This is a genomic window from Bradyrhizobium sp. SZCCHNR1051 (assembly GCF_032489615.1).
In the GTDB taxonomy this organism is placed as follows: domain Bacteria; phylum Pseudomonadota; class Alphaproteobacteria; order Rhizobiales; family Xanthobacteraceae; genus Bradyrhizobium.
On sequence record NZ_JAUEYJ010000018.1, the window covers coordinates 50,822 to 63,999 of the forward strand.

Genomic DNA, 13,178 nt, shown 5'->3' on the forward strand with positions numbered 1-13,178 from the left:
GTCCCCATCTTTCCCGCGCGCCGCAGAGGGCAGAGCCGAAAGTCGTATTGGGGCGGGTTTCACTGCAATGTTACTGAAGGCCAAGGTCTCCGCGACCTGCGCCGTCCAAGTCCGGCATGCGGAGGCGAAAGCCATCATCACAACAATCATGGGGAGCGAATGCCGATGTCGACAATGGTAGCCACACAAGCGAGATCGGGAGGCATGACGAAGGACGAACGCTTCGTCATTCTGGCTTCCTCTCTCGGCACCGTGTTCGAGTGGTACGACTTCTATCTCTACGGATCTCTGGCCTCGATCATCGGCGCGCAGTTCTTCAGCGCCTACCCGCCGGCCACCCGCGACATCTTCGCGCTGCTGGCCTTCGCCGCCGGCTTCCTGGTCCGCCCGTTCGGCGCCATCGTGTTCGGCCGCATCGGCGACATCGTCGGCCGCAAATACACCTTCCTGGTCACGATCCTGATCATGGGCCTGTCGACCTTCATCGTCGGCATCCTGCCGAACGCCGAGACCATCGGCTTCGCCGCACCGGTGATCCTGATCGGTCTGCGCCTGCTGCAGGGCCTCGCGCTCGGCGGTGAGTATGGCGGTGCGGCCACCTACGTCGCCGAGCATGCGCCGATGGGCAAGCGCGGCTACTACACCTCCTTCATCCAGACCACGGCGACGATGGGCCTGTTCCTGTCGCTGCTGGTCATCCTGTTCACCCGCACCATCATTGGCGAGGCCGACTTCGCCAAATGGGGCTGGCGCGTTCCGTTCCTGGTGTCCGTGCTGCTGCTCGGCGTCTCCGTCTGGATCCGTCTGCGCCTCAACGAGTCGCCCGTGTTCCAGAAGATGAAGGACGAGGGCAAGAGCTCGAAGGCGCCGCTGACGGAAGCGTTCGCGAACTGGGGCAACGCCAAGATCGTGCTGCTGGCCCTGATCGGCGCCACCATGGGCCAGGGCGTGGTCTGGTATACCGGCCAGTTCTACGCGCTGTTCTTCCTGCAATCGATCCTGAAGGTCGACGGCTACACCGCCAACCTGCTGATCGCCTGGTCGCTGCTGCTCGGCACCGGCTTCTTCGTCGTGTTCGGCATGCTGTCCGACAAGATCGGCCGCAAGCCGATCATCATGGGCGGCTGCCTCATCGCGGCGCTGACCTTCTTCCCGATCTTCAAGATGATCACCACCAACGCCAACCCGGCGCTGGAGAAGGCGATCGAGGCGACGAAGGTGGAAGTGGTGGCCGATCCCGCCGGTTGCGGCGACCTGTTCAACCCGGTCGGTACCCGCGTCTTCACCGCGCCTTGCGACACCGCCCGCGCCTTCCTGGCCCAGTCCTCGGTCAAGTACTCGACCGTGTACGGTCCGGCCGGCTCCGGCGTGAAGGTTACCTTCAACGGCAAGGAAGTGCCCTACACCGACGCCAAGACCAGCAACCCGGCGCTGACGGCGGCGATCGGCGAGGCCGGCTATCCGAAGGCCGGCAACCCGACGATCGTGAAGATGGCGCATCCGTTCGACATCTTCCGTCCGCAGGTCGCGGCGATCATCGGCCTGCTGCTGATCCTGGTGATCTTCGTCACCATGGTCTACGGCCCGATCGCAGCGATGCTGGTCGAGCTGTTCCCGACCAAGATCCGCTACACCTCGATGTCGCTGCCCTACCACATCGGCAACGGCTGGTTCGGCGGCCTGCTGCCCGCCACCGCCTTCGCAATCGTGGCCTCGACCGGCGATATCTATGCCGGCCTGTGGTACCCGATCACGTTCGCCGTGATCACCGCGGTCGTCGGCTTCATCTTCCTGCCGGAGACCAAGGACGTCGACATCCAGGCCGATTGATCACGAGGCGAGCGGCACCCCGCTCGCATCTGCTTCCAACGACGAACGGCCGCGGATCACTCCGCGGCCGTTCCGCTTTTTGCGCCAGGGATTTTCTCTTTCATGGCCTCAGGCCGCGCCGATGAACTGCAACACCACCTCGCGCCGATGCGGACGCGCGCGATGCTCGATCAGATAGAGCGCCTGCCATGTGCCGAGCATCATGCGGCCGTCCTGCACCGGCACCTGCTGCGAGACCGCGCTCAACATGGTCTTGATGTGCGCCGGCATGTCGTCGGGCCCCTCGGTGTCGTGCACCCAACCGGCATTCTCCGGCGCCAGCCGCGCCAGCGCCGTGGCGAGATCGTGCAGCACGGTGGGATCGGCATTCTCCTGGATCGTCAGCGACGCCGAGGTGTGGCGAATGAACAGGGTCACCGCGCCTTCCCTGGCGGATACTTCACGCAGGAACGCCTCGACCTCGCGCGTGAGATCGGTGAAGCCGCGGCCCGAAGTCTGTACGGTCAGAGTCGAGGTTACGATCGTATTGATGACGCTCGCCGAGGGCGCGCTGCGCGACATCGATCTGGCTGGCATGCGTTCAGCCTCCTCGAAGCGGTCTCAGATCCTGCCCGAGACGTCCTTCTGCACCCGCGTCGCCATGTCGAGCAGCCGGCGCCAAGCCTGTTCGAGGAACCCCATCATGCGATCCATGTCCTGGTCGCTGGGCAGCGGGATCTCGAGTTTGCGCGTTGCATCGGAGGATTTCGATTCACCCGGCTTGTCCCCCGTCTTGGGTTCGGCTTTCTTCAACTGATCGGATTTGGGCAGCGCCTGATCTTTCGGCAGCGGCTCATCGATCTTGCCGGAGATGCTCTGGTCGCGCGACGCGAGCTGGCCCTTGAGCTTTTCATTCTCCGCCTGCAGACGGCCGATCTCGGCATCCAGCGCGGCGCGCTCATCGGGCACCGCGTAACAGGCGAAGCCCGACCCACCGCTGTTGTTGCACATCGAGACCGCACCGGTCCTCGTATCGAGCCGGATCACGCCATCCGACGTCGTCGACATCGTGTAGCGTCCCTTGTCGCCGTCAGGCGCGGTGTCCTCGACCGCAAACGCCTCTCCGCCGAGACAGCTCAACGCCAGCAGCGCGAGGAGGGGCGGCCGGTAGGGCTTCGTGAGACTCATGGCTGGCTCTCCCAGGCGCATTCGCAACCGCCGCCATGCACGCCGACATTGTGTCGCGGCCATGACGTTGCCCCAGGTGCGATCCCCTGCCACAGGCCGCACCTATGTTTCGGACGTATAGGCGGAGCGACCGGATTTCAACGCGTCCGCCAGCAGCTCGAGCCGGTCCTGCCCCCAGAAGATCTCGCCGTCCAGCACATAGGCCGGCGAGCCGAACACGTCGGCCGCGATCGCGTCCTGCCGGTTCTGCTCGTAGGCCGCCCCGACCATGTCCGTCGCCGCCTGCGTCACGAGATCGCGGCCCGGCAGTCCGGCTGCATCGGCCAAGCCGGCGATCACCTCGGCATCCGCAAGATTGAGCTGCTGCTCCCAGATGGCCGGGAAGGCGCGCTGCAGATAGGGCTCCGGATCGAGGCCGGCCTGCTGCGCCGCGATGACGACGCCGTCGGCGAGCCGGGCGTTGAAGGGCCAGTTGTTCGGCTGGATGTGGAAATCAAGACCGCGCTTGTCGCGCCACCGCTTCAGCTCGACGATGCGATAGCGCTGCCGCGCCGGATGGCGCCTGGCCAGTGGAAGCCCGCCGGTCTCGGCGAACAGATCCACCAGCATGACCGGCTTGAGGTTGACGGTCGCCCCGTGGCTCGCGGCGATGTCGCGGAACAGCCGGTGGCCGATATAGGCCCATGGCGACTGCAGCGAGAAATAGTAGTCGATCTGGCGCGCCATGCGGGTTCCCGTGTTGGTTGGAGCTCAGCGAGAGCTGATCATCGGGTCCTGACGGGTGCAAGATCGCAGCCGCACACAACACTGTTGATGCGGCGCGGTGACACGCGCGACCGATCTGACGAAAAAGCCGAGAAAACGTGTAAATTCAGGCATCTAACAGTTCAACACGCAATCTTGACTTGGGGGGATGCGGTCAGTATGGTCCGCCCGGCTTTAAAGGGCGATGGGGCGCTAATTCCTGAAACTCGCGGCACCGGGTCGGGTCTCCACACGTGGCGGATGGCACATGGCGGATGACACGAACGAGAGCAGCGGACACAAGGATCGCGACAAGTCGCCCGATGAGGTTGCGCTTTCCGCAAGGCTCGGAAGTCTCGACCAACGGTTGTCCAAAATTCGCGACGGCCGAAAGATCGGGGCTGATCAACCTGGAAACGGCAGCGGTGACACTGCAGCCCGGGCTTCGGCCATGGCGCGTGGCCTGCGACTGTCGTCCGAGTTGATCGCCGGTGTCCTCGTCGGCGCGTTGCTTGGCTGGGGCTTCGACCGCTTGCTGTCGACATCGCCCTTCGGATTCATCGTGTTTTTCCTGCTCGGCTTTGCCGCCGGCGTGTTGAACGTGGTGAGATCCGCAGGCATAGCTCCCGACAGGCCCCGCCAGTGAGATCAGCGCGGAAGATCGTCGAGTGAATTGCAAAGCGCCGGCGTGGCCGGTGAACAACTGAGACGCCACGCGGATGATCGATCCGATCCACCAATTCCATCTCAACAAGATCTTCACGATCGGCCATATCGGCAATCAGGAGATCACCTTCACCAACTCGTCCGCGTACATGCTGCTCGCGGTCGTGCTGATCGCCGTCATGATGATGGCCGCCGGGCGCGCGCTCGTGCCGGGCCGGTTCCAGTCGGTGGTCGAGCTGTCCTACGAATTCGTCGCCAACACCATCAGAACCAGCGCCGGCTCGCACGGCATGACGTTCTTCCCGCTGGTGTTCTCGCTGTTCATGTTCATCTTCGTCTCGAACATCGTCGGCATCATCCCCTACACCTTCACCGTCTCCAGCCATATCATCGTCACCTTCTCGCTGGCGCTCTTGGTGTTCCTGACGGTCATCATCTACGGCTTCTACAAGAACGGCCTGAAGTTCTTTAAGCTGTTCGTGCCGTCCGGCATCCCCGCGGTGATCCTGCCGCTGGTGGTCGTGATCGAAATCATCTCCTTCTTCTCCCGCCCGATCTCGCACAGCGTCCGTCTGTTCGCCAACATGCTGGCCGGCCACGTCACGCTGAAGGTGTTCGCGAGCTTCGTGACCATGCTCGGCGCGCTCGGCTTTGTCGGCAAGGTCGGCGCGCTGCTGCCGCTCGGCCTGACGGTCGCGCTGACCGGCCTCGAGCTGATGGTCGCGTTCCTCCAGGCCTACGTCTTCACGATCCTCACCTGCATCTATCTCAACGATGCTATCCATCCGGGCCACTGATCCGGCCCTCTCTACCAAACCCCTCAAAGGAGTTCGTTTCATGGATCCGGTTGCAGCGAAGTACATTGGCGCGGGCATTGCCTGCATCGGCATGGGTGGCGCGGGTGCCGGCATCGGCATCATCTTCGGCAACTATCTGTCGGCCGCTCTGCGCAATCCGTCGGCTGCCCAGGGCCAGTTCGGCAACCTGATTTTCGGCTTCGCGGTGACCGAAGCGCTCGGCATCTTCTCGCTGCTGATCGCGCTGCTCCTGCTGTACGCCGTCTAAGACGGCCTGAGCCGGACAGGAGAAGCCCGTGGCTGAAAGTCATGGCGAGGCCAAGGGCGGCGAGGCCAAGGGCACCGCAAGCGCCCATACTGAGGCCAATGGCGGGCATGGTTTCCCTCCCTTCCAGAAGGAAACCTTTCCCTCCCAGATCGTCTCCCTGGTGATCGCCTTCGTGGCGCTGTACGTGATCGTCTCGCGTGTGGCGCTGCCGAAGGTCGGGGCCGTCATCGACGCTCGCCAGAAGTCGATCGACGGCGATCTGGCTGAAGCGCAGCGGCTGAAGGATGAATCCGAAGCCGCGATGAAGGCGTATGAAAGCGAGCTGGCGACGGCTCGTGCCCGTGCCCAGGCGATCGGAGCCGAGACCCGCGAGAAGCTCGCGGCTTCTTCGGACGCCGAGCGCAAGGCGCTGGAAGACAGCCTCGCAGCCAAGCTCGCGGCGGCGGAGAAGTCCATCGCCACCACGCGCACGACCGCAATGAGCAATGTCCGCGGCATCGCCGCAGACGCAGCCAGCGCGATCGTGAAGCAGCTCACCGGTAAGGCCCCTGCGGCCAAGACGGTCGAGGCTGCGGTCGATGCATCGTTGAAGGGAACAGCCTGATGCATTTGCTTGCTGATCCGGAAACCTGGGTTGCGATTGCCTTCGTGATCCTGATGGGCCTGTTCGCCTATCTCGGTGTCCACCGCACGGTCCTGAAGGCGCTCGACAATCGCTCCGAGCGCATCAGGAACGAGCTGGCGGAGGCCAAGCGGCTCAAGGAAGAGGCGGCCAAGGTGCTCGCCGATTACAAGACCCGCCGCGCCAGTGCCGAACGTGAGGCCGAGGAGATCATCACCAGCGCCAAGGCGGAAGCCGAGCGCATCGCGGCGGAGGCCAAGGCCAAGATGGAAGACTTCGTCGCCCGTCGCACCAAGGCCGCCGAGAGCAAGATCGCCCTCGCCGAGGCCCAGGCTCTCGCCGACGTCAGGTCCGCTGCGGCGGATGCCGCCGTCCAGGCCGCCGCGACCGTGCTGTCGCAGTCGGTCAAGGGCGCTCTTGGCGAAGACCTCGTGGCCAAAGGCATCGCGGAAGTCGGCCGCAAGCTGAACTGAGCGGCAGTCCATCTGATCCAGTATCTTCAAAAGGCCGGGGCGATTTCATCGCGCCGGCCTTTTGCGTTGAAGGCCATCAGCCCCGAACATGCCGAGCGCGGCCTCGCCGTCGTTCACCCGCCTCATCTCCGCTTCTTGCCGTGCGGCCGCTCCGGGGTCAGGGCCTGCGGGTCGAAGCCGATGTAGAAGACGTAATTGTCGGCATTGGCGCCGGGCGGCGGCACCGGATAGACCATGTCCTCGGCGACGATCGTGAACGGCACGCTGCCGTCCTCGGTCATCTGCACCGTGGTGCGATACGACTTGGTCGCGATCACCTTCTCGCCGATGCCGCCCTGGACCACGGCGATGCGCATGGGAATGTCGACGCTCGCCGGCGCGCCCGCCGGTCCGGCAACGATGCGCCCCTGGATGCCGATCTTGGCGATGATTTCGGCCCCGTTGAGATTGCATTCGCGCGCGGTCTTCGTGATCGACGCCTGGAACCGGACGTCATTGCCGACCGCCTGCTTGCCGGGCGCGGCCACGGCGTAGGTCGAGGCGCCGGCGCGAATGCTGACCGGCGGACAGGTCAGGCCCTCGGTCGGATCGGCCGGCGGTCCGCCGCCGGCCGGCAAGTTCTCCTGTCCCTTGTTGTCGGAGCCGCCGCCGAACAGGCTCTTGAAGCGGTCAGTCAGCGATTGGGCGGCCGCCGGCGGCGCCGCGCCCGCGGCTCCCAAGGCCAGCAGCACGGCTGCCAACGTCCCAACCCTGATCACGCTCGTCTCTCGCATCGTCTGATATCCCCGGCAACTCGGTCGCCCAGCCCAGGCGTCTATACCCAATTCAGAGGCCGGAACCAGCCCCGATCGGCCTCTCCCGCGGCCATCCCGATCACGATTGCTACCCCCGGAAATCCTCGTGCAACAGGCCATAGAGGTAATGGTCCTGCCAGACCCCGTTGATGCACAGGTAGCGACGCGCCAGGCCCTCGCGGGTGAAGCCGCATTTCTCCAGCACGCGAATCGACGGCGTATTGGTCGGGATGCAGGCCGCCTCGACCCGGTGCAGATTGAGCTCGCCGAACAAGGTCGGCAGCAGCAGCCGCAGCGCCGCCGTCATGTAGCCATGATGCGCGAACGGCTGCCCCATCCAGTAGCCGATGGTGCCGGCCTGGACGATGCCGCGGCGGACATTGGCGAGCGTGATGCCGCCGAGCATGGCGCCGTCCTGCTCACGGAAGAGGATGAACGGATAGGAGCGGTCGGCCGAGATATCCTCGGCATAGCGGCGCAGCCGGCGGCGGAAGCCGGAGCGCGTCAGGTCGTCGGACGGCCAGATCGGCTCCCAGGGCGTGAGATAGTCGCGGCTGATCTCGCGCAGCCGCGCCCATTGCGCGTAATCGGCCATCTGCGGCGCGCGCAGCAGCAGGCCCTGGCCGCGCGGAGCCAGCGCAGCCGGTCCGTTGGATGGCAAGCGAAACAGGGCCATCTGTGATGCTCCCCCTGCTCTTTCCGGGTCGAAGCCTGCTCCGACCCACCCCAGATCTCCGGCGCCGAGTCCTGGCGGAATTCAATGCGAAGACCGCACCGAGCCGCACCACGTTCAGTGCAGTTGGGCCTTCGATCTCGAACCGGTCAGACCTTCGGCGAAAGTTACCGCTGTGTCCAGACCCCTGCCGGTGCCGAGCGCGACGACGGCCGGCTTGCTGCGTGCGAGCAGCGCCCGCGCCGCATCGCGCGTGCTCTCGACGCTGACCGCCTCGATCTTGGCGACCATCTCCTGCAAGGTCTGCGGCCGTCCATAGGCCAGGATATGCCGCGCCAATTGCTCGGCACGGGCACTGCAGCTCTCCAGCGCCATCAGCAGCCCGGCCTTCATCTGCGCCTTGGCGCGGGCGACCTCGGCCTCGCTCAAGGTCTCCACCGCATTGCCGATGATGTCGACCACGACCTCCATCATCTCGGGCGCGTCAGCCGGATCTGTCCCGGTGTAGAGGCCGAAGAAGCCGGTGTCGCTATAGGGCGCGTGGAACGTGTAGACGGAGTAGCAGAGCCCCCGGTTCTCGCGCACCTCCTGGAAGAGCCGGGACGACATGCCGCCGCCCAGGATGTTGGTGAACACCTGCAGCGAGAACAGCGACGGATCGGCCTGCGGCACGCCCTCGAGCGCGAGCGTCAGATGCGCCTGCTCGAGATCGCGGTGCACGACGCGTGAGCCGCCCTTGCCGAATGTCGCCGGCAGCGGCTTCGGCGCCGGGCCGCCATTGAAGCTGGCAAATCGCTTCGTCACATCCTCGACCACCCGCTGATGATCGACGGCGCCGGCGGCCGCGACCACCATGTCGGGTCCGCGATAATGCGTCGACAGATAGCCGTGCAGCTTGTCGCGATCGAACGCCTCCAGCGTCTTGGCGGTGCCGAGCAGCGAGCGGCCCATCGGCTGGTCCGGAAAGCACAGCTCGTTGAGATGCTCGAACACGACGTCATCGGGCGTGTCCTGTGCCGCGCCGATCTCCTGCACGATCACGTTCTTCTCGCGCTCCAGCTCCTCCGGCACGAATGACGGATTGGCCAGAATGTCCGAGAGCACATCGAGCGCCATCGGCACGTCCGCCTTCAGCACGCGGGCGTAATAGGCCGTGGTCTCGGTCGAGGTGCCGGCATTGAGATCGCCGCCGACCGCCTCGACCGTCTCGACGATCTCGCGGGCGCTGCGCGTCGTCGTGCCCTTGAACGCCATGTGCTCGAGCAGATGCGAGATGCCGTGCTCGTCCGGCTTCTCGTCGCGACCGCCGACGCCGGCCCAGACCCCGAGCGCCGCCGTCTCCAGATGCGGCATCGTGTCGGTGACGACCGTCAACCCCGTCGGCAGCTTGGTGACTTCCACACCCATCATGCAATTCCCTGCTTGGCGGCCCGGCTGACCGAGCGGATGAACTTCTCCACCTCGGCCTGGTCGTTCCGCATGATCCTGATGTCCTCGCGCTTGCTCATCAGCCCTTCGAGCCACACCGGCAGGTGCGGCCGCATCCCGCAGGCGGCCTCGACCGCATCGGGGAATTTGGCGGGATGGGCGGTCGACAGAACGATATTCGGCACCGACAGATCCGTACCGTCGCGATCGGCTACGGCCAGCGCCACGGCGGTGTGCGGATCGACGAGATCGCCGGCCTCGCGGAAGGCGGCACGGATCGCCGCCGCGGTCTCGGTTTCGTCGGCGCGGCCGGCATCGAAATCGGCGCGGATCGCCGCCAGCATGGCATCCGGCAGCACGAAGCGGCCGGACTGCTTGAGGCTGTCCATCAGCCGCCGCACGGTGCCGGCATCGCGGCCGCCGGCTTCGAACAGCAGCCGCTCGAAATTCGACGACACCTGGATGTCCATCGAGGGCGAAGCCGTCGCATGCACCTCGCGCACCTCGTAGATGCCGGTCGTCAGCGTCCGGGCGAGGATGTCGTTGACGTTGGTCGCGACGCGCAACGTGCGCACCGGCAGGCCCATGCGCTTGGCGACATAGCCGGCGAAGACGTCGCCGAAATTGCCGGTGGGCACGGTGAAGTCGACGGCGCGGTGGGGCGCGCCGATCGCGACCGCCGAGGTGAAGTAGTAGACCACCTGGGCGACGACGCGCGCCCAGTTGATCGAGTTGACGCCCGACAGCCTGACCGAATCGCGGAAGCCGTGATGGTTGAACAGGCCCTTCACGATCGCCTGGCAGTCGTCGAAATGACCTTCGATCGCCAGCGCATGCACGTTGGCTGCACCCGACGTCGTCATCATCCGCCGCTGCACCTCGGAGATGCGGCCATGCGGGAACAGCACGATCAGATCGGCATAGTCGCGGCCGGCGAAAGCCTCGACCGCCGCGCCACCGGTATCGCCTGATGTCGCCACGACAATGGTCGTGCGCTCGCCACGCTTGGCCAGCACGTGGTCCATCAGCCGCGAAATCAGCTGCATCGCCACGTCCTTGAACGCCAGCGTCGGGCCGTGGAACAGCTCCAGCACGAACTGATGCGGTGCGCTCTGGTCGAGCGGCACGACGGCGGGGTGGCGGAAGGTCGCATAGGCCTCGTTGGCCATGCGGCCGAGCTCGGCATCCGAGATCTCGCCGGCCACGAACGGCTTGATGACCTCGACCGCGACCTCCCAATAGGGCCGGCCGAAGAACGAAGCGATCGTCTCGGGCGTCAGCTGCGGCCAGGTCTCGGGCACGTACAGGCCGCCGTCGCGGGCGAGCCCGGTCAGCATCACATCGCAGAAAGTGAGCGCGGGGGCTTCCCCGCGGGTCGAAACATAGCGCGTCAAACCGCTCTCCTGACCTGCGTCACCAGGCCATAACCCGTTGATTGAATTCGAAATCGGAACCGCCTGGCGGCAACATGGTCCGGCACCATAATGGTTTTGGCCCGTGCGCGAAACCGGTTGTTGGCACAGCAATGGTCGCGGCTCCGGGTTACGGCGGCGTTACGGACGCCGGCGCGGGAGCGCAGCGCATGGTGGCGCTCTGAACCGGCCTCCCGCTCCGCCGTCATCGCGCGGTTCAATGCGTTCGGTAGAAATGTTGACGATCGTCGTCTGCCGGCTATCTGCGCGAGCTCGCCTGGGCGGCCGAGGGGCAGATCGTGATCCGCCAGGGCGAGGACATGGGCGTGCCCTGCTGCCTGCAGGTCGATCTCGACGGATCGGCCGGCGCGCCGGTGAAGGTCTCGGGGAGCGTGCGGTCGATCGAGGCCAAGCCGAAGCCCGCAACCGTAGCCCGCATGAGCGACAGCGACATGCGGGTCGGCACCGGTCCCGCATGTCGCGTTGCTCATTCCGGCTACGCGTTACAAGGAGACCGCTCAGACCCGTGCGGCCTCCGCGCCTTTCGCGTCCGCCTCGGCGAACACGGCCTTGGCCGCGAACAGGCCGTTGAGCGCGGCGGGAAAGCCGGCATAGACCGCCATCTGCATGATCACCTCGGTGATCTCGTCGCGGCTGAGGCCGACATTGAGGCCCGCATGGATATGAACCTTGAGCTGCGGGCTGGCATTGCCGAGCGCGGTCAAGGACGCGATGGTCGCGATCTCGCGGCTGCGCAGATCGAGGCCGGGGCGTGAATAGATGTCGCCGAACGGAAACTCGATCACGTAGGTCGCAAAATCCGGCGCGATGTCGGCGAGCGCCGCGATCACGTTGTGGCCGGCCTCGCCGTCGATGCTATCGAGCGCGCGCCGGCCTCGCGCCAGCCGATCCTGATCGTTGTCGGGGCCCGATTGCGTGCCGCCCGGCATCGGGCTCGTCGTCGTGGATTGGCTGGGCGTTGATTGCGTCATCATCGTTCGTCCTTTCGCTGTGGCCGGCATAGCCGGCGATCTTGGCGTCGAGAACGAGAAGACAATCCTGCAAGCTGGCGACGCGCGCCCGGACTGCGTCGCGATGGCGCTCCAGGAGCCGGCGTCGGCCCGGCTCCGTGGCAGCGCCGCCCGCGCGCAGCTCGGCATAGCGCAGCATGTCCCGGATCGGCATTCCCGTGGCCTTGAGACGGCCGAGGAATTCGATCCAGGTCAGGATCGATGCGTCGTAGTCCCGCTGGCGGGCATGATCGCGATCGGCCCTGGGCAGCAGCCCGATCCGCTCATAGTAGCGGATGGTATGGGGCGTGAGCCCCGACTGCCTCGCCAGCTCGCCGATCTTCATGCGCGCTCATCTCCATTCACGACGCCCGGCAGGCTACGGGTTCGAGCGCGCTCTAAGTCAAGCGCCGTTTCGCGGGCTACGGGCTCATCGGTTCGCTGCGCGCCGGCCGCGCGCCCACACCGCGAACGCGACGATCAACGCGGCGGCCAGAGAGAACCAGGTGATCGCGTATTGCATGTGCTCGTCGCGCAGATGCGGCGACAGCGGGCCGGGCTTGGGAATGCCATTGTCGGGCACCGGCGATTCCAGATCGATGTAGAACGGCGCGACCTCACCCCAGCCGAGGGCGTTTGCCATGGCCTGATGATCCCTGGTGAACCACAGGCGCTTGTCGTGATTTTCCGCCGCGGTGAGCAGGCCGGCGGCTTCCGGGAAACGCAGATAGCCGGTCAGGGTCACGGGGACGCCGGTGACGAGCTTGCCCACCTGTCGATCCTGGACGCTGCGTTCCTGCATCGTGTTGGCGACGAAGCCGGCGTCGATCACGACGGTCTCGCCAGACGGCAGGCGCGCGGGGAGGAACGCCCAGGTGCCCGGCCCGGAGACGTCCTCGCGCACGGCCGAGCCGGCGCTGTAGACCATCGCGTCCGGCAGTCTGGTGTAGGTGGCGGTGAAGCTGACGCGGCGAAATTCGTCGCGCTCCGGCGTCAGCGTGCGCCATTCCGTCTGTGGCGGCAGCGGCTCGGGCGCAGCGGCGACGCGATCGGTGAGCGCGGCGATCAGCGCATGCTTCGCTGCCCGGCGCTGCAACTGCCAGACGCCGAGGCCGATGAACAGTACGACCATGACGAGGGTGAAGGCGGCAAAGGCGCGAGATGAGGTCTTGCGACCGGGCGACGTCGTCATTGCGGAGTTGTCCGCGAATTGGTGAACGCGCGGCCGGCACGGACGGTGCGCTCCCCTCCCCCTTGCGGGGAGGGGTCGGGGGTGGGGGTGCCCCACGGAAGA

The 13,178-nt window shown here is 65.8% G+C and carries 17 protein-coding genes; 6 read left to right on the forward strand and 11 right to left on the reverse strand.

Annotated features, from left to right (window positions below; genetic code table 11):
• Positions 1 to 159: 159 nt before the first annotated feature.
• The gene (locus QW868_RS21945; RefSeq protein WP_315735921.1) at positions 160 to 1,830 is read left to right on the forward strand and encodes an MFS transporter; all 1,671 of its coding nucleotides are present in this window, start codon (positions 160 to 162) and stop codon (positions 1,828 to 1,830) included.
• 108 nt (positions 1,831 to 1,938) lie between these two features.
• On the opposite strand, the gene QW868_RS21950 is transcribed toward QW868_RS21945, so the two are convergent.
• From QW868_RS21950 to QW868_RS21960, 3 genes are all read right to left on the reverse strand, one after another.
• Positions 1,939 to 2,406 (reverse strand): secondary thiamine-phosphate synthase enzyme YjbQ, encoded by a 468-nt coding sequence (locus QW868_RS21950; protein WP_315735918.1) that lies wholly within the window; start codon positions 2,404 to 2,406, stop codon positions 1,939 to 1,941.
• A 24-nt stretch (positions 2,407 to 2,430) separates the two neighbouring features.
• A complete protein-coding gene (locus QW868_RS21955; RefSeq protein ID WP_315735916.1) occupies positions 2,431 to 2,997 on the reverse strand; it encodes a hypothetical protein in 567 nt (188 codons plus the stop codon).
• 102 nt (positions 2,998 to 3,099) lie between these two features.
• Positions 3,100 to 3,723 (reverse strand): 2-hydroxychromene-2-carboxylate isomerase, encoded by a 624-nt coding sequence (locus QW868_RS21960; RefSeq protein ID WP_315778346.1) that lies wholly within the window; start codon positions 3,721 to 3,723, stop codon positions 3,100 to 3,102.
• Between the two features lie 286 nt (positions 3,724 to 4,009).
• Here QW868_RS21960 and QW868_RS21965 point away from each other — a divergent pair, with 286 nt between their 5' ends.
• The 5 genes from QW868_RS21965 (at position 4,010) to QW868_RS21985 (ending at position 6,567) form a co-directional block, all read left to right on the forward strand.
• Positions 4,010 to 4,387, forward strand: coding sequence for an AtpZ/AtpI family protein (locus tag QW868_RS21965; protein WP_316231497.1), 378 nt, complete (start codon positions 4,010 to 4,012; stop codon positions 4,385 to 4,387).
• Positions 4,388 to 4,460: 73 nt separating this feature from the next.
• A complete protein-coding gene (locus QW868_RS21970; protein WP_315735910.1) occupies positions 4,461 to 5,204 on the forward strand; it encodes a F0F1 ATP synthase subunit A in 744 nt (247 codons plus the stop codon).
• A 40-nt stretch (positions 5,205 to 5,244) separates the two neighbouring features.
• Positions 5,245 to 5,472, forward strand: coding sequence for a F0F1 ATP synthase subunit C (locus tag QW868_RS21975; protein WP_006615622.1), 228 nt, complete (start codon positions 5,245 to 5,247; stop codon positions 5,470 to 5,472).
• Between the two features lie 28 nt (positions 5,473 to 5,500).
• Positions 5,501 to 6,076 (forward strand): F0F1 ATP synthase subunit B', encoded by a 576-nt coding sequence (locus QW868_RS21980; RefSeq protein WP_316231498.1) that lies wholly within the window; start codon positions 5,501 to 5,503, stop codon positions 6,074 to 6,076.
• Entirely contained in the window at positions 6,076 to 6,567 is a 492-nt protein-coding gene (locus tag QW868_RS21985) for an ATP F0F1 synthase subunit B (protein ID WP_315735906.1), read from the forward strand. Before QW868_RS21980 ends, QW868_RS21985 begins: the two co-directional genes overlap by 1 nt.
• 122 nt (positions 6,568 to 6,689) lie before the next feature.
• On the opposite strand, the gene QW868_RS21990 is transcribed toward QW868_RS21985, so the two are convergent.
• The 8 genes from QW868_RS21990 to QW868_RS22025 all read right to left on the reverse strand — a co-directional run bounded on the left by QW868_RS21990 (position 6,690) and on the right by QW868_RS22025 (position 13,076).
• The gene (locus tag QW868_RS21990) at positions 6,690 to 7,307 is read right to left on the reverse strand and encodes a hypothetical protein (RefSeq protein WP_315778388.1); all 618 of its coding nucleotides are present in this window, start codon (positions 7,305 to 7,307) and stop codon (positions 6,690 to 6,692) included.
• A gap of 142 nt (positions 7,308 to 7,449) precedes the next feature.
• Positions 7,450 to 8,037: a GNAT family protein gene (locus QW868_RS21995; RefSeq protein WP_315735904.1), complete on the reverse strand. Its 588-nt coding sequence runs from the start codon at positions 8,035 to 8,037 to the stop codon at positions 7,450 to 7,452.
• A gap of 114 nt (positions 8,038 to 8,151) precedes the next feature.
• Positions 8,152 to 9,441, reverse strand: a complete 1,290-nt coding sequence (locus QW868_RS22000) for a pitrilysin family protein (protein WP_315735902.1) — start codon at positions 9,439 to 9,441, stop codon at positions 8,152 to 8,154.
• A complete protein-coding gene (thrC, locus tag QW868_RS22005) occupies positions 9,441 to 10,856 on the reverse strand; it encodes a threonine synthase (RefSeq protein WP_316231499.1) in 1,416 nt (471 codons plus the stop codon). Before thrC ends, QW868_RS22000 begins: the two co-directional genes overlap by 1 nt.
• Before the next feature lie 277 nt (positions 10,857 to 11,133).
• Positions 11,134 to 11,328 (reverse strand): hypothetical protein, encoded by a 195-nt coding sequence (locus tag QW868_RS22010; RefSeq protein ID WP_316231500.1) that lies wholly within the window; start codon positions 11,326 to 11,328, stop codon positions 11,134 to 11,136.
• A 64-nt stretch (positions 11,329 to 11,392) separates the two neighbouring features.
• Positions 11,393 to 11,824, reverse strand: coding sequence for a carboxymuconolactone decarboxylase family protein (locus tag QW868_RS22015; protein WP_316231501.1), 432 nt, complete (start codon positions 11,822 to 11,824; stop codon positions 11,393 to 11,395).
• Complete coding sequence (locus QW868_RS22020; RefSeq protein ID WP_316231502.1) at positions 11,751 to 12,230, reverse strand: MerR family transcriptional regulator; 480 nt, start codon at positions 12,228 to 12,230, stop codon at positions 11,751 to 11,753. Before QW868_RS22020 ends, QW868_RS22015 begins: the two co-directional genes overlap by 74 nt.
• A gap of 84 nt (positions 12,231 to 12,314) precedes the next feature.
• On the reverse strand, positions 12,315 to 13,076 hold the full coding sequence (locus tag QW868_RS22025; RefSeq protein WP_316231503.1) for an SURF1 family protein: 762 nt from the start codon (positions 13,074 to 13,076) through the stop codon (positions 12,315 to 12,317).
• Between the last annotated feature and the right edge of the window lie 102 nt (positions 13,077 to 13,178).